A 14,918-nucleotide genomic window follows, 5' to 3' on the forward strand; every position below is an offset into this window, starting at 1 on the left:
ATAAAATTCCAGTAAATTTGATAATAAGAAGCGAACGGGTTACTTGTTCTCTGAATCAAATCCAATTAAGATGAGGTTAAAAGCAATTATTTCTGTTGGCATTATTCTGTTAGTAACGGCTTGCAAAAATGAAAATTCCGGTATTCGGCCAACCGTTGGCGATATTACGCAAAGCGTATATGCTTCGGGTGTTGTTAAAGCTGACGGTCAATATATTGTCTATCCTTCTGCCAGCGGTGTGCTCCGAAAAATACACGTTACTGTTGGAGAAACAATTGCAACAGGGCAATCGTTGTTTGAATTGGACAGCGATAAAGCAGCATTAACTACAGAAAATGCCCGTTTGGCTTACCAGTTGAGTAACGAAAACAACAGGTACATCCAGGATAAAATAGCCGAAATGGAACTTGCTGTACAAAACGCAAAAGATAAACTCAAACTAGACGAATCCATATACAACCGTAATGTAAAAGTAAAAGACCAGGGCGGAATTTCGGAAGTGGATTTCGAAAGGGTGGAACTGGCGTATAAAAGTTCCAAATCAGCATATGCAACGGCACAAAACAGGTTAAACCAATTCCGAATCCAATTGAAAAACGAGCAATCCCGAAGCAATGTGAATCTCCGTTTAAGCGAAAAGTCGCAAAGTGATTTTACGGTGAAAAGCGCTTTTTCCGGACAATTGTTTGATGTTTTGGTTAAAGAGGGAACTTTAGTTGCTCCGCAAACGCCTTTGGCCGTAATCGGTAAAGCGAATTCTTTTTTGCTGGAATTGGAAGTCGATGAAAACGATATGGTTCAGGTAACAGCCGGGCAAAAAGTGTTGGTAACGATGGACAGTTACAAAGGACAGGTTTTTGAAGCCGAAGTACGTAAAATCTATCCAATAATGGACGAGCGCTCCAGAACTTTTAAAATTGAAGCTTATTTTATAAAAACCCCGGAGAAGTTATACCCCAATTTAACGGCAGAAGCCAATATTGTTATCCAAACGAAAAAGCAGGCCATCACCATTCCGAAAAAATACTTGATTAACAAGGAATATGTTTTGGTAAACGGTAACGAAAAACGCAAAGTGAAAACCGGACTTTCCGACTATCAGCACGTGGAAATCCTGGAAGGATTAAAAGCAGGCGAAACCATTTATCTCGAAGAATAATGAATTATCGACTGATATTGAATATCGCCGTTCACTTACTTCGGGCCCGACTGAAACAAACGGTTGTGGCGGCTGTGGGCGTAACGTTCGGTATCGCGATGTTTATTACGCTGTTGGGTTTCATGAACGGGTTGAACGATTTGCTGGACGGATTGATGCTCAACAGAACGCCCCATGTTAGGTTATATAACGAAATCAAACCGGCAGAAAATCAACCGGTTAATTTATCGGATGATTATAAAAACGCTACCAATTTCATTACCTCCATCAAACCCAAAGACAGAGGAAAGGCCATTTACAACAGTAAAACCATTATCAGAATTCTAAAGGAAGACAAACGGGTAGTGGATGTGGCACCGAAAGTAACCACACCGGTATTCTTCAATTCGGGAACCATTGAAATATCCGGAATCATTAATGGAATTTCGGTAGCTGCCGAAGAGGAACTTTTCAAATTCAGTGATTATGTTACCGAAGGAAATATAGCCGATTTAGAACAAAACAACAGTATTATCATAGGCTCCGGATTGGCTAAAAAAATGATGCTTGCCAAAGGAGATATCATAAAAGTAACCACACCCAAGGGCAATTTGGCATCGTTAAAAATTGTAGGGATTTCCCAAATCGGAATTGCTGAAATTGATGATGTTATGAGCACGACTTCTCTGAGTACCGCACAAAAGTTCTTGGGTGAGCCCACCAACTATATCACCGACATTCAGTTGAAATTGCATGATATTAATCTGGCGCCGCAATTGGCTAAAGAGTTCGGTACCAAGTTCGGCATTGATGCCATCGATTATCAAACGGCTAATTCCCAATTTGAAACGGGTAGCAATGTGAGAAGCATCATTTCGTATTCGGTTGGGATTGTTTTGTTAATCGTTGCCGGTTTCGGAATTTATAATATTCTGAACATGATGATTTATGAAAAAATGGACAGCATTGCCATTTTGAAAGCCACGGGATTTTCAGGTAACGATGTAAAATGGATCTTCATCACACTCTCACTGATTATCGGTTTGGCCGGAGGTTTTTTGGGACTTATTTTTGGGTTTGCATTTTCCTCTATCATTGATACCATTCCGTTTGAAACCTCTTCATTACCTACGATTAAAACCTATCCGATTAATTACAATCCGATGTATTATGTGATTGGCATTACATTCGCGTTATTCACTACCGCAGTGGCAGGACTTTTACCGGCATTGAAAGCAAGTAAAATTGACCCTGTCGAAATCATTAGAGGAAAATAGCCATGAGTAGTAAAGTATTGGAAACCATAGGACTGACAAAGTATTTTTATGAACCCACGAAGTTTAAAGTGTTGGACAACATCACTATGAGCGTGGATCACGGGGAATTTGTATCTATTGTTGGAAAATCCGGTTGCGGAAAGTCGACCTTGCTGTATCTTTTATCTACGATGGATACCGATTATGAAGGGCAGGTGCTTATTCATGAAGAACTGGTTACCGGACAATCGGATATTGATTTGGCCCGCATTCGCAATGAGAAAATCGGCTTTGTATTCCAGTTTCATTATTTGCTTTCCGAATACACCGTACTGAAAAACGTAATGCTTCCCGGATTGAAATTACAACAGTATTCAGAAGCTGAGATAGAACATCGCGCGATGGATCATTTAAAAACCCTTGGAATGCAGGATCAGGCACTTAAAATGCCTAACCAATTGAGCGGCGGACAAAAACAACGGGTGGCGATTGCCCGAGCACTAATAAACGACCCTTTGATTATCATGGGCGATGAACCAACGGGAAATCTGGATAAGAAAAACAGTGATTTGGTGTTTGATATTTTTAAAGAACTGACTCAGGAACACAATCAGACCCTTTTGGTAGTAACACACGACGCTGATTTTGCAGGACGTACCAACCGTATTATCACCATGGAAGACGGAAAAATAATTTCTTAGTCTTTAATCACCAGATTGTATTTCGTTAACAAACCTTTGATGCCGTCGCTGGAAAAAATGGCTTTCTTCAGTTTTGTTTTTTCGGGATCGATGGTGAAATCGTGACTCGAATAGAAGTCGGTTTTTTCACAATTCGCTTCGGTAAATACCGCCAGGCGAAGGTTGCAATTGTCGAACAAGGCTTCCGACAAATCGGTTTTCATAAAATCCACACTTACCAAGCTGCAATTGGTAAAACTGATGCGTTTTAGTTTTAGGGCATAAAACTGGGCATAATCCAAAAGACAGTTGTTGAAGTAAAATTCGTGTAATATCTGGTCGGTCATGGCAAAATTCACCGAAGTGAAATTACAATCGTTGAAAATGGCATTCCGAAGTCCGACATGACCAATTTTAGCTTCCTTAAAGTTACAGTGATAAAACGTACAGTCGATGAAAACGGTTCCCAGGAAATTACAGTGGGTAAAATCGCAGTGGTTGAACGTACAGTTTTCAAATTCCTTGAATTTGATTTCGTATTCGGCGAAAATAGCGTTTTTGTATTCTTTGTCGTAGATAAAATCGGCATTCATTGTAGCGGGTTTGAATGCAAATATAAATTATTCTTCGGAGGCAATGACTTTTAATTTTTCAAGATTTATGGGTTTACTCAAAAAATCTTTTACGCAATGGTAGTTTTTGGCTTTGATTTTGTCTTCGGTTGCAATAGAAGAACTGGCAACATAAATGGTGGCCTCTTTGTGAAAACTTCTTTCAATTCGAAGTAATTCATCCAGGAAATCCCAGCCGTCCATTCCGGGCATTTCGATATCAAGCAGGATAACGTCGGGTAAATCACCGGTAATTTCAAAATAATGCAGCGCTTCATTACCGTTTCCGAAAGCTTTGGTTTCACTGAAAAGATTGGACTTTTCAATTAGCTTTTTGGTAACGAGTTGGTAGATGGGGTCGTCGTCAATTATGTAAATTCGCTTTTGGGGCATTATTTAAAATAAATTTTAAAGGTTGTACCTTCATTCAATGTGCTTTCAACTTCAATTTTTCCGTTCATCGTATCAATCTGATTTTTTGAAATAAAAAGACCTATTCCCCGGGATGCCACATTGTTTGTAAACGTTTTATACATACCGAAGAGTTTGTCTCCGTTTTTCTTTAAATCAATTCCTATGCCATTGTCTTTTATTTCCAGTACCTGATAATTATTTTCAATATACGAATTTAATTCGACAACCGGTTTTCTTTCAGGATGTTTGTAGCGAATCGAATTCGAAATAAAGTTAAGCAAGACACTTTCCAGATAGGCCGGATTGAATTTTACGGTAACCCCATCGGAAATGTTATTTTTGATTTTGGCTTCATTTTTAACAATCTGATCCCTTAAAACTTCAAGCGTTCGGTTAATATACTTATTCAGGTTCAATTCTTCGATTACAGGCGTGATATCCGTTTGGATGGAAACCACGTCGTTCAGGTTATCGATGGTTTCGTTAAGTGCTTCGGAAACCGATTTAAGCAATGCCAACAACTCCTGTTCTTCGTTTTCGTCTTCACTCATTTCAATCAGATTGATTAATGACTGAATATTGCTGGTATGCGATCGTAAATTGTGCGAAACGATGTGGGAGAAATTCAGCAATCGTTTGTTTTGTTCGGTTACAAGGGTTAGTGAATTATTGAGGTCAAGCTCAAATTGTTTCGATTTTGTAATATCGATAAGAATTCCTCTGAATTTAATCGAATTTTCACTTTCATGGTAAATGCTTACGATATCACGAACCCAAACCGTATTCCCGTTCTTGTGGATCATACGGTATTCGCTGTCAAAAGGTTTTCTTTCCCTTGCGCATTCGGCACTTTTTTCAATAACCCAATCACGGTCTTCGGGGTGAATGATTTTTCTCCAGAAATAGGCATCGCTAATCCATTCTTCCGGAGTATAGCCTAAAATCGCTTCCGATTTTTTACTGATATAAGTAATGCCGGGTTCTTCCGAATTTCCTTCCCAAACCACGCCGTCAATACTGTCAATTAAATCCTTGATCTTTTGCTGTGATTCTAAAATCAGTTTTTCGGATTCCCTTCTCTTTGTAATGTTTTCAACGATAGTGATGTGATTGTTTGGTCTTTCATTTTTTTCCCATAAAGGAGAAACGGTGATGTTGACCCAAATGGTCTCACCGGATTTGTTAATGTATCGTTTTTCCATGGAGTACTGACTGATTTCGCCATTTCGAAGGCGTTCCATGTTGTCCAGATCGTATTGTAAATCATCGGGATGCGTAATCATCATGAAATTCATTCCCTTGATTTCTTCCTGACTGTACCCGATAATCTCACAGAATTTGTCATTGGCGTCTATGAAATTTCCGGTAATTGAATTGGTATGGGAAATTCCCAATCCGGCATGATCAAAAATGGATTTGAACAGAAATTCGCTTCGCATTAATTTCAAGGTCTGCGATTTTACGAGTTTTTGAAGTTCCGAAGGCTTCTTTAATAACGTAGTCACAAATAAACCACACAGGAGACTAAGAAAAAAAGCGATAAACGTTAGCGGAAAAAACTCTAAAAGCAGATGGGATTTTTTTGTAGGGATGATATACAATTTCCAGTCACCTTCCGGAATTTCAACCATCTGATAGTCTTTTCCTGAAAAATCCGCTTTGTTCTCAAGGAAAAACTCCTCTTTATAGGTTATCGGATTTGTTTTTGAAATCTGAAAATAATATTTGTCACTTTTAAACGAGCTGAAACCGGTAGATTTCAAAAACGTATTAAATCGGACTACGACAGCGGAAAATCCCCAGAATTTATCTTTTTTAAAAACAGGTAAACGGCCAACAACGCCAATTCCGCCTTGCTTTAGGGAAACAGGCCCGGAAAAATAAATAGCCTTTGTTGCTATGGCTTTTAATGCGGCTTTTCTGTGAAGCGGACTCTCAAGAATGTTGAAATTGGTGGCCGCTTCATTTCCTTTTAACGGATAGGTGTATTTTATTACTCCATTCGGAACCAGCTGAACGGCATCAATCGAATTGTAATTGCTGACCAAACGTTTTGCGACTTCTTCAAAGTTTTTTGGATTTCCCGAGTCGTCTATAGTTAATGCTAAGGTAATGGTAGCAACATAACTATTGCGTAAAGTTTGCTCAACGTTTTGTTTTACCACACCCAAAATATTGGACATGTTGTGTTGTTCACTTTGTTTTACAGCCTGATATTTGAAATAAATCGAGAGATTTAGTATGGACAAAAGGATTATAAAAATAAGGAGCCCCGAAGTTTTAGGACGGGACAAAAACCAACTGTTAAGGGCTGTTATTCTAGTATCAAGACTCACTTATAAACCTTTTATGTTGCAAAAATAGCTAAAAATCAGTAAATTATGATTTTTTAAGGTAGGTTTAATAAGTTAGAGATGGGGGGAGGCAATAAAAAAGCCCTGCTTAGCAGGGCTTTGTGACCTCGACTGGATTCAAACCAGTAACCTTCTGAGCCGTAATCAGATGCGCTATTCAGTTGCGCCACGAGGCCTTGTTTTTAACGAGTGCAAATATAGAAAGAATTGTGTAACTTGCAAACCGAAATCGAAATAAAAATATAAAAAAATGTCGTTACATCAGTATATACGTGATATTCAGGATTTTCCAAAGGAAGGAATTATTTTTAAAGACATTACCCCGCTTTTATCCAGCCCGGAAGGAACAAACGAGTGTTTGGCGTTGTTAATCAATAGCTTGAAAGGCAAAAAGATTGATAAAGTGGTGGGTGTGGAAAGCAGAGGCTTTTTTTTCGCCACGCTTTTAGCTCACGAGTTGAATGTTGGTTTTGTACCCGTACGTAAACCGAAAAAACTTCCTTTTACTACGATTTCTGCTTCCTATAAGCTGGAATACGGCACGGATACTTTAGAAATACATACGGATGCCATTAAAAAAGGCGACAGGGTTTTAATTCATGATGATGTTTTGGCGTCCGGAGGAACCGCACAGGCAGTTTGTGAATTGGTGGATAAATTAGGTGGTGAAATTGTACAGTGTAATTTCCTGATGGAGTTATCGTATCTTAACGGAAGAGCGAAATTGGGGAACCATGAAATTTTTGCAGCAATGACTTATGGTGCAGATGACAAACTCCATGTAGCTGATATGAAATCCTAAACCGTGTTATTCCAAAGCACGTGTAGTGACATAATAACGCCAGGCGATAAGCGCTTTCTGCCATTTTTTGGCTTTGGTCAAATCCAGACGTTGTTTTGTGAAACTCGGTAAAAACAGTTTGTTTATTTTGGCTAATACTTTGAACATAAATTGGTAATTTGCCACAAAGGTATAAAAAAAAGACCCTCTTGTTTAAGATGGTCTTTTTGTGTTTGATGATATATTATCGCGAATTATTTGTATCGATGCGGGTATTTTTGTGAAGATTACTTTTTCTTTTCATTCCTCATTTTTGTTTTTAATGAATATGATCGTCTTCAATTTCGAACTCGGCATCTTTTTCCCAAATTTCCATCTCGCAGGGTTTGCAATTAAATTTCAGTTTGTATTCTAATTCGCCTTGTTTTAGCACTAATGGTTCTTTAAGTTTTTTGTCCATATTTTCACGATGGTATTTAGGGCATCGTTCCAATTCGTATTTGATACAATATTTGGTAGTCATTACACGCGATTTTCCGGGGTCCCATTGCAATTCAAATGCCTTTTCAATTTCGGTTACCCCATGACGTTCGTAGAATTTACGCGCGGTTTTGTTGGCCACATTGTACATGAAATCCAATTTGGTTTCGGGATAAGGATGCGATGTTTTTACCATTTGGTGTTCTTTTCGAACATAATTTTTCAAACGAATTTCCGATAATTGTTCGTATACCGTTCGTCGCATTTCGTTGATTTTGGAAATGGGAAGGAACCAGTTTTCTGAAAACTCAATTGTGATTTCGTTTGCGGTGTAGGGAGTAAATCCGGTTTTTGCTAAGTTCGTTTTGAAATTTTCAGCAATGGATTCGTTGTTTTTAGTTCTTTCTTTTGGATGAACCAAAGTTGCCACGCTTACATTTCCGTCTTCATCGGTTGCAATCAATTCAAAACCGGTTTCGTTTTCTTTCAGGACTAAAGTCGTACTGATTTTTCGAACCGCACTGTCTTCTCTCTCCACTAATTTAATGAAAGCCGCATCGTTATTTCTGTAAATGAAAGTGCCTTCTTTGATTTCTTTCAGCACATTCGGATACACAATTCCGTTCTCCACTTTGTTCACGTAAATTCCTTCCGCTTCATTGTTTTCATTGATGAAACACAATCCGTCACCATTATTTAAGAAATGTCCGTTTTCAATTTCATAGGAGTTTCCAACCGTTTTAATCAGTTTTCCGATGTATTGTCCTTTCGATTTCGGACTTTCCCAAGAGCCAATCGACTGATGTCTTTCGTTAACGAAATAATCGGTATAACCGCGATTAAAAGTTCTGTCCAAAGCGGAATCGAAAGAATACGTACAGGTTCCAGAAGAAGCTTTCGTGTATTTATCGCTATTCTCGTTTAAGAAAGCATCTAATTTTTTACGCAAATACGATACGTTATTTTTTACGTAAACGATATCTTTTAAACGCCCTTCAATTTTGAAAGAAACGATTCCGGCTTCTACCAGATTTGGAATTTGATCCGAAACATCAAAATCTTTGATCGAAAGCAAATGGCTGTTTTTAATTAACGTTTCGCCATGTCCATCGATTAAGTTATACGGTAAACGACAGTTTTGAGCACAAGAACCACGATTCGCAGAACGTTCTCCATTCGCCACACTCATATAGCAATTTCCGCTAAACGATACACATAATGCACCTGTAACGAAGAATTCCAATTCCACATCGGTTGCCTGACTGATTTCTTTGATTTGGTGTAAGTTTAATTCACGGGCCAAAACCACTCTTTTAATTCCCGCATCGGCTAAGAATTTGATTTTATCAGCATCTCGATTGTTGGCTTGTGTACTGGCATGTAATACGATAGGAGGCAACTCCATTTCCATGATCGCCATATCCTGAATGATTAAAGCATCTACGCCAATGTCATATAATTTCCAGATTAATTGGCGACACGTTTCCAGTTCGTTATCATATAAAATGGTATTGATAACCACAAAAACCTGCACATTATATAAATGAGCATATTCAACTAAGGCTGCAACATCTTCAATAGAATTGTTCGCATTGGAACGCGCACCAAATTGAGGCGCACCAATATAAACCGCATCCGCACCAGCATTTATTGCCGCTATACCTGTAAGTATGTCTTTTGCAGGCGATAGAATTTCAATCTTCTTTTTCATCATTTCTATAACTTTGGTTTTTTGGAAGTTGCCCAAAAAAAGTCTGCAAATTTCTTATAAAAAGTCAAAGATTTCTAATTCCGATTCATTTTTTTTTGTTTAACACTTAAATTGGGGTGTGATTGGTTACTAAAGGAAACTTTTAGCGGTAAATTACGGCCTTCTTTTTCTGAAATTATATGTAGATAAGACGATTATTTATAATTCCCTGAATCTTGTTAAGAAGGTTATTTTTGTTTTTTTTATTTTCATCATTATTGTTGGATTGAAGATGAACTCGGGAATTTCAAATACTTAGTAAATCACCTTATACATTTATCAATCATATATTAAGAATAAGCCTTAGTTTTTTCTTTTATAGGGTGAAACCAAGTTTATTATATGGTTCAATTTCATTATAGATTTGTAACTCCAGAGTACAGCTTTATTGCTTCTGAAAAAAAGCAGCTGTACACAAGTCCATATTCTTTTTAAGCCTAATAAGGCAAAACGCCAAGTTGTATATGGTTTAAAACAGCCAGCAATCTGAAGAAAAATTAATAATATTAGTTGTTGATAGTGCTAGAAGTGTTCCATTAAAAACATTATTGTTTCTTGTTGTGTCTTTATTTTGTCAAAATCACTCTGTTTCGGGTGGGGAAGGCAAGGTTAAGGTAATTTTGGTTCCTTTGTTGGGTTTGCTTATAATTTTAAATTCAGCATCAATTGTTGCTGCGCGCGCTTTTACATTCATAAGACCAATTCCCTCTGTTGTGTTTACTACCTCAAAACCTATACCGTTATCTTCAAGTTCTATTATCATTGAATTGTTATTCAAACTAATTGTTAAAGTACATTCTGATGCCTTTGCATACTTATTAACATTTAAAAACAATTCCTGTAATATTCTGTAGATATTTACTTTTATTACAGATGAGTAAGCATTCCAATTTACCTTTTCTGTCACTGTTATGCTAAAATTTGTACTGGCAATTTCATTATTAGACTGTACTAATGCGTGTAATAAAAACTCAAAGTCGGCCTGTGTGAAATTGGTTTCCGTATGTAATCCATGCGACAACTCTCTAACTTCTTTTTCAATTCGTTGGAGTTCAGTAATATAAAATAGTCTTTTTTCTTTGGATTCCGGATTGTCCAGGTTGTTTAAAAAACCCAAATTTAGTCGGACCCCGTAAATTTGGTTCATAATTCCGTCATGTAATTCTTTTGAAATACGGTTTTGTTCTTTTTCTTTGGTTTTAACCAACTGCACTTGAAAATCACTAATAAGATTAAACAACTCTTCGTCGGCCACTTTTTTTTGAGCCAGGAATGCAGTCTCTTTTTTTTGAGCTATTTTGTTTTTAATGATGATAATAACTAAAAATAGAATAACCGACAGGGTGATTACAATAATGAGGAATAAATTTTTGTCATTCAGTGTTTTATTGGTGTTTTCAATTTTGCTTGTTTCATACTCGATACGTGCAAACGTATCTCTGCTGATTCGTTGTTGTTTTACAATACTATCGCTTACTTTTACATACTCATCTTTGTAAGAATTAGCTTTGGGATAGTCTGAAACAGATAAAAAGTGAAGTGCTTTTAAGACCTCTTTGCCACTTTTAAGTTTTCGGGCTAAAAATAAAGCCTCTTTAAAATAAGTATTGGCGCTTGCAGTATCGTGCTGCAGTAAATAGTATTCTCCAAAATTAATTGTCTTATACAAATACCCCTTATCATCTTTATTTCTCTTTGTTAGATTAATCGATTCGTCAAGGAGTTTTTTGGCTTCAATAAAATTGCCACTCTTCATTTTCGAATAAGAAAGATTACCTATAACCGAAGAATATAACTTTGGGTACTTGGATTTTAATTCCGGTGTTATTATTTTTTCTAGTTCACCGATAGACTTGTTGTATTGCCCTTTTTTATCGTATACGTTGCAAAGGGCAACTATCGCAATTACATCGTAATCGTGAAAATAGTCGGCATTTTTATTGGTTTTTCGTAATTCTGTCAATGCTTTTTGAGCCAATTTCAGATATTCTAGTGCTTTATCAAACTCTTCTAATTCGATATGAATGGATGATTGTAAGTAATAGCATTTAAAAATAAGCTCATAGTTATCAGTTCCCCGCAGTTTCTGTAAAGCTTTCATTACTTCAACTTCACTTTCAACATAATTGCCTTCCGTGAATAAAAGGTGAGCTTTGTTGAACAAGGCTTTTGCGGTTCTGTCATCGTTTTTTATTAGTTTAAATATTTTCTCGGATTCTTTATAGTAATAATAGGCACTATCCTTTTGAAAATCCTCATAACAATCCCCCATGTAATAAAGCGCCCTTCCCATATTAAAGGAGTCTTTTCTTTTTTGAGATAGCTTATAAATTTGGTTACTTAGTTTAAACGAACTCTTGTTCTCTTTCAGATAGTAATACTCTGCAGCCGCTTTATACAGCAATTGTATTTTAATGGAGTCGTTACTTATAACTTGGATGTTTTTTTGAATGGAGTCTAGATAATCTCTTTTTCTCGTTTCGGGTAAATCATGATACGCTTTGCCTAATACAGAATCCACATTGTATAATGAATCATTATCATTACATGAATTCAAAAAAAAAGCAACGACGCAGAAGAGGAAGAAACGTTTCAAATGTGGGATGAATTTATTCAAAAATAAAAAAAACTATGCAACGCATAGTTTTTTTTATTGGTTTAATTATCTTTTCCTTTCGGAGGGACTGGTTCTCCGTCATCTAAAGTAGTAGTCGTAGGACTATTAACGAAATCAGCAGAATTCACATTTTCATGTTGGGTTTGTTTGCCGTTAGTTGTTTCAATCTCATCGGTAGTACAGGAGTTAAAAGTAAGACCTAGTACGATAATGCATGCAAAATAGTAGATTTTCATAAAAAATTAATTTAGGATTAAACATTAGTAGTTGTGATATTTGGGTATCACTAAGGTTTTCGGAAAAAACAGGGAGTGCTTTTCCGGTAGTTTTTCAATAACTAACAAAACTTGTTGTTATTCCCTTTATTGAAAAATGAATCTGAATTCAGATGTTCTTGTTTTGAACAAGTCAAAAATAGTGCGTAAATAGTAGTCTAAAGTATCTTTCTCCGTTCCTTTAGTAGATTACTAAACGCGAAGAGTGACTGACCGGTTTTTGATAGTAACGAACAAAAACGTTATCCTATTCTTCTGATAATAGTGTCGATATTGTTTTTATATGTACGTGAAAAAGGAAGACTATATGTATTATCCAATAAATAACAATTAGCTTTACCAACATTTATCCTACTTACAAAATGTATATTAACAACATAACTGTTGTGTATTCTGAAAAAATAAAACGGTAATTGGTTTTCAAAAAATTTCATGGTTTTAAATCCTGAAATTATTTTACCATTCTTCAGATAGAAATCGGTGGTATTGTTATCTGCTTTGAGATAGACAATATCCTCCAAAGAAATGAAGTGATAGTCTCCATTTGATTTGATGGATAATTTTTCGGTTTTTTCTTTATTGGAAAGTTTCGTATATTTCAGAAATGTTTTTCGTAGTTCGGTAGGTTCTAGCGGAGATAAGATATAATCCATCACTCCGTATTTTATAGCATTGTAGGCATTTTTTTTCTTCGGATTCAAAGCAATCACATAAGGAATGGTATCTACATATTGCTTTAAGTCTAGTAACAGGCGCAATGGAATTTCTTTTGAAAACTGGAAAAAAACCAATTGTGGTCTCTTTTCTAATAATGCGTTTAAGGCAGTTGCATAATCGTTGAAAATTCCAATGCAAATAAACTCATCAAATTGTTGAAATTCATTCAAACTTTTTTCTAAAGTTTGTGTGGCATCAATAATAATATAGGAATTCAGCACTTTGTGATTAAATTTGATGCAATTTAGTATCCTTAAGACATTTCTTCTTACGGTTTTTTTAACTAATTATTACGGTTGCGCTATGTTTGAGACTCTTTCTATTTTAGTCGTTGATGATCATCCCATGACAACAGATGCTTATATTAATCTGATTTCCAGTGCATCTTTAGGGATTGGTTTTACTTTTCAAAAAGCTGCCGACTTAAAAACGGCCTTTAAAAGTATTGAGCAAAACTTTAAGAGTGGTAGTACATTTGATGTCGCATTAATAGATATTAGTCTTCCTCCCTATGAAGAAGAAAAGATTTTGTCCGGAACCGATTTAGCCAAAATTATCCGAAAAAGATTCCCAGATTGTAAAATCATTATGCTTACCATGCATACTGAATCTTTAATTCTAAACAGAGTATACAAAACCATACATCCTGAAGGTTTCATCTCAAAAAACGATATCGATTTTGCTACTTTTCCCTCCTTATTTGGAAATATTCTTAAAGGAGAAATTTTTATCAGTAAAACAATAAAAGATTCATTAAATGCGCTTCTGAAAGAAAATGTCAAATGGGATGAGTACGACACTCAAATTATCATCCTTTTAGATAAAGGCATTAAAACAAAAGAATTACCTAGCTTTATAGATTTGTCACTTAGTTCGATTGAAAAACGAAAAGCGAATATTAAAAGAAATCTTCTGGATCAGAAAGCCTCTGATGATGAGCTAATTAGCGTTTGTAAAGTGTTAAAATTAATATAGTACCCAAAACCGTAATTCTTTATTTGAAAAACCGTAGTCATTATCGGTGTTTTGAGGTTAATTTTGCCCTGAAATCATTAAAATATTACCTCTTGAAAGTAAAGAAGTTAGTGGTAGGAGTAACTTGGAAATGGATGAAGATGAAACAATTAAGATGTTTGGATTATTAATCTGGATTTTTATTGTTTAGTGAAGAATTACGCTTTTGATCAATCTAAATATGTTTTTTAATTAGGAGCTAAAATCCGATTATCAATCAGTATCTGTTCATCTTATAAGATTTCAATATCAATTCAGGTTTGTTCTATTTTTTCATTAGGCTTTTTTACCAATTAAAAAAAGAATTATTATGAAACAAAAGACTATTCTTATTATTGATGATTCTTATACAGATCGTTTTATAGCAACAGAAATTATAAAAAGTTGTAATAGCCTTTGTAATATTGTAGAAATTGATAATGCACAAAAAGGACTTGACTTTTTAAGTTCGTCAACCCTTCTTTCTCCAATAATTATTTTTTTAGATATCAGAATGCCAATAATGGATGGATTCGGATTTTTGAAACATTTTGATTCATTACCCAAAACCATTAAAAATTTCTGTAGGATATACATGCTCAGCTCTTCTATCGATCCCTCTGATTTTAAAAGAGCACTTGATTATAATTACGTTGTCGATTATTTAATCAAACCACCAACCGTTGACAGCATTCAAAATATTATGAAGGGTAATGAAAATTAACGTCTCCCCAAAAAGCGATTTCTCATCAATATGGCTTTTTTAAACCGTTACTTTTTGCATGATTAGGGTAATGGATTTTGCAGTTATTTTTAAACTACTTTCGGATAATTATCTGTTTGATACCTATA

The 14,918-nt window shown here is 35.7% G+C and carries 14 protein-coding genes and 1 tRNA gene; 6 read left to right on the forward strand and 9 right to left on the reverse strand.

What is annotated here, in order from left to right; genetic code table 11:
* Window positions 1-70 precede the first annotated feature (70 nt).
* Genes BLQ05_RS04310 through BLQ05_RS04320 form a run of 3 tightly spaced genes read left to right on the forward strand, consistent with a single transcriptional unit; the run spans window position 71 to window position 3,095 of the window.
* Window positions 71-1,159, forward strand: coding sequence for an efflux RND transporter periplasmic adaptor subunit (locus BLQ05_RS04310; protein ID WP_023576474.1), 1,089 nt, complete (start codon window positions 71-73; stop codon window positions 1,157-1,159).
* Complete coding sequence (locus tag BLQ05_RS04315) at window positions 1,159-2,415, forward strand: ABC transporter permease (protein WP_035654516.1); 1,257 nt, start codon at window positions 1,159-1,161, stop codon at window positions 2,413-2,415. Before BLQ05_RS04310 ends, BLQ05_RS04315 begins: the two co-directional genes overlap by 1 nt.
* Window positions 2,416-2,417: 2 nt before the next feature.
* Entirely contained in the window at window positions 2,418-3,095 is a 678-nt protein-coding gene (locus BLQ05_RS04320) for an ABC transporter ATP-binding protein (protein ID WP_023576476.1), read from the forward strand.
* Here the strand turns inward: BLQ05_RS04320 and BLQ05_RS04325 are convergent.
* From BLQ05_RS04325 to BLQ05_RS04340, 4 genes are all read right to left on the reverse strand, one after another.
* Window positions 3,092-3,667: a pentapeptide repeat-containing protein gene (locus BLQ05_RS04325; protein WP_023576477.1), complete on the reverse strand. Its 576-nt coding sequence runs from the start codon at window positions 3,665-3,667 to the stop codon at window positions 3,092-3,094. The two genes, BLQ05_RS04320 and BLQ05_RS04325, sit on opposite strands and share 4 nt — an antisense overlap.
* Window positions 3,668-3,694: 27 nt before the next feature.
* Window positions 3,695-4,078, reverse strand: a complete 384-nt coding sequence (locus BLQ05_RS04330) for a response regulator (protein ID WP_035654517.1) — start codon at window positions 4,076-4,078, stop codon at window positions 3,695-3,697.
* Window positions 4,078-6,282 (reverse strand): sensor histidine kinase, encoded by a 2,205-nt coding sequence (locus BLQ05_RS04335; RefSeq protein ID WP_023576478.1) that lies wholly within the window; start codon window positions 6,280-6,282, stop codon window positions 4,078-4,080. Before BLQ05_RS04335 ends, BLQ05_RS04330 begins: the two co-directional genes overlap by 1 nt.
* Window positions 6,283-6,555: 273 nt before the next feature.
* Window positions 6,556-6,629, reverse strand: a tRNA-Arg gene (locus BLQ05_RS04340).
* A gap of 74 nt (window positions 6,630-6,703) precedes the next feature.
* Here BLQ05_RS04340 and BLQ05_RS04345 point away from each other — a divergent pair.
* Window positions 6,704-7,255, forward strand: coding sequence for an adenine phosphoribosyltransferase (locus BLQ05_RS04345; protein WP_023576479.1), 552 nt, complete (start codon window positions 6,704-6,706; stop codon window positions 7,253-7,255).
* Window positions 7,256-7,261: 6 nt separating this feature from the next.
* Here BLQ05_RS04345 and BLQ05_RS04350 read toward each other — a convergent pair whose 3' ends face one another.
* The 5 genes from BLQ05_RS04350 to BLQ05_RS04370 form a co-directional block, all read right to left on the reverse strand.
* Window positions 7,262-7,402 carry a hypothetical protein gene (locus tag BLQ05_RS04350; protein ID WP_023576480.1) on the reverse strand — a complete coding sequence of 47 codons (141 nt, stop codon included), beginning with the start codon at window positions 7,400-7,402 and terminating at the stop codon, window positions 7,262-7,264.
* Between the two features lie 151 nt (window positions 7,403-7,553).
* Complete coding sequence (locus BLQ05_RS04355) at window positions 7,554-9,425, reverse strand: peptidase U32 family protein (RefSeq protein ID WP_035654545.1); 1,872 nt, start codon at window positions 9,423-9,425, stop codon at window positions 7,554-7,556.
* 619 nt (window positions 9,426-10,044) lie between these two features.
* Entirely contained in the window at window positions 10,045-11,985 is a 1,941-nt protein-coding gene (locus BLQ05_RS04360; RefSeq protein ID WP_051365751.1) for a tetratricopeptide repeat-containing sensor histidine kinase, read from the reverse strand.
* A gap of 137 nt (window positions 11,986-12,122) precedes the next feature.
* Window positions 12,123-12,317: a hypothetical protein gene (locus BLQ05_RS04365; RefSeq protein ID WP_035654520.1), complete on the reverse strand. Its 195-nt coding sequence runs from the start codon at window positions 12,315-12,317 to the stop codon at window positions 12,123-12,125.
* A gap of 281 nt (window positions 12,318-12,598) precedes the next feature.
* Window positions 12,599-13,294 (reverse strand): LytR/AlgR family response regulator transcription factor, encoded by a 696-nt coding sequence (locus BLQ05_RS04370; RefSeq protein ID WP_023576483.1) that lies wholly within the window; start codon window positions 13,292-13,294, stop codon window positions 12,599-12,601.
* 82 nt (window positions 13,295-13,376) lie between these two features.
* Between BLQ05_RS04370 and BLQ05_RS04375 the strand changes: the two genes are divergently transcribed.
* Window positions 13,377-14,048 (forward strand): response regulator, encoded by a 672-nt coding sequence (locus BLQ05_RS04375; RefSeq protein WP_035654549.1) that lies wholly within the window; start codon window positions 13,377-13,379, stop codon window positions 14,046-14,048.
* Between the two features lie 349 nt (window positions 14,049-14,397).
* Window positions 14,398-14,790, forward strand: coding sequence for a response regulator (locus BLQ05_RS04380; RefSeq protein ID WP_035654522.1), 393 nt, complete (start codon window positions 14,398-14,400; stop codon window positions 14,788-14,790).
* Window positions 14,791-14,918 lie beyond the last annotated feature (128 nt).

This window comes from Flavobacterium saliperosum, assembly GCF_900100625.1.
GTDB lineage: Bacteria > Bacteroidota > Bacteroidia > Flavobacteriales > Flavobacteriaceae > Flavobacterium > Flavobacterium saliperosum.

What these genes read in the sequence shown, in the direction of transcription:
- BLQ05_RS04310 (WP_023576474.1), top strand. Translation starts at nt 71, where the DNA reads ATGAGGTTAAAAGCAATTATTTCTGTTGGCATTATTCTGTTAGTAACG.
- BLQ05_RS04315 (WP_035654516.1), top strand. Translation starts at nt 1,159, where the DNA reads ATGAATTATCGACTGATATTGAATATCGCCGTTCACTTACTTCGGGCC.
- BLQ05_RS04320 (WP_023576476.1), top strand. Translation starts at nt 2,418, where the DNA reads ATGAGTAGTAAAGTATTGGAAACCATAGGACTGACAAAGTATTTTTAT.
- BLQ05_RS04325 (WP_023576477.1), bottom strand. Translation starts at nt 3,667, where the DNA reads ATGAATGCCGATTTTATCTACGACAAAGAATACAAAAACGCTATTTTC.
- BLQ05_RS04330 (WP_035654517.1), bottom strand. Translation starts at nt 4,078, where the DNA reads ATGCCCCAAAAGCGAATTTACATAATTGACGACGACCCCATCTACCAA.
- BLQ05_RS04335 (WP_023576478.1), bottom strand. Translation starts at nt 6,282, where the DNA reads ATGTCCAATATTTTGGGTGTGGTAAAACAAAACGTTGAGCAAACTTTA.
- BLQ05_RS04345 (WP_023576479.1), top strand. Translation starts at nt 6,704, where the DNA reads ATGTCGTTACATCAGTATATACGTGATATTCAGGATTTTCCAAAGGAA.
- BLQ05_RS04350 (WP_023576480.1), bottom strand. Translation starts at nt 7,402, where the DNA reads ATGTTCAAAGTATTAGCCAAAATAAACAAACTGTTTTTACCGAGTTTC.
- BLQ05_RS04355 (WP_035654545.1), bottom strand. Translation starts at nt 9,425, where the DNA reads ATGAAAAAGAAGATTGAAATTCTATCGCCTGCAAAAGACATACTTACA.
- BLQ05_RS04365 (WP_035654520.1), bottom strand. Translation starts at nt 12,317, where the DNA reads ATGAAAATCTACTATTTTGCATGCATTATCGTACTAGGTCTTACTTTT.
- BLQ05_RS04375 (WP_035654549.1), top strand. Translation starts at nt 13,377, where the DNA reads ATGTTTGAGACTCTTTCTATTTTAGTCGTTGATGATCATCCCATGACA.
- BLQ05_RS04380 (WP_035654522.1), top strand. Translation starts at nt 14,398, where the DNA reads ATGAAACAAAAGACTATTCTTATTATTGATGATTCTTATACAGATCGT.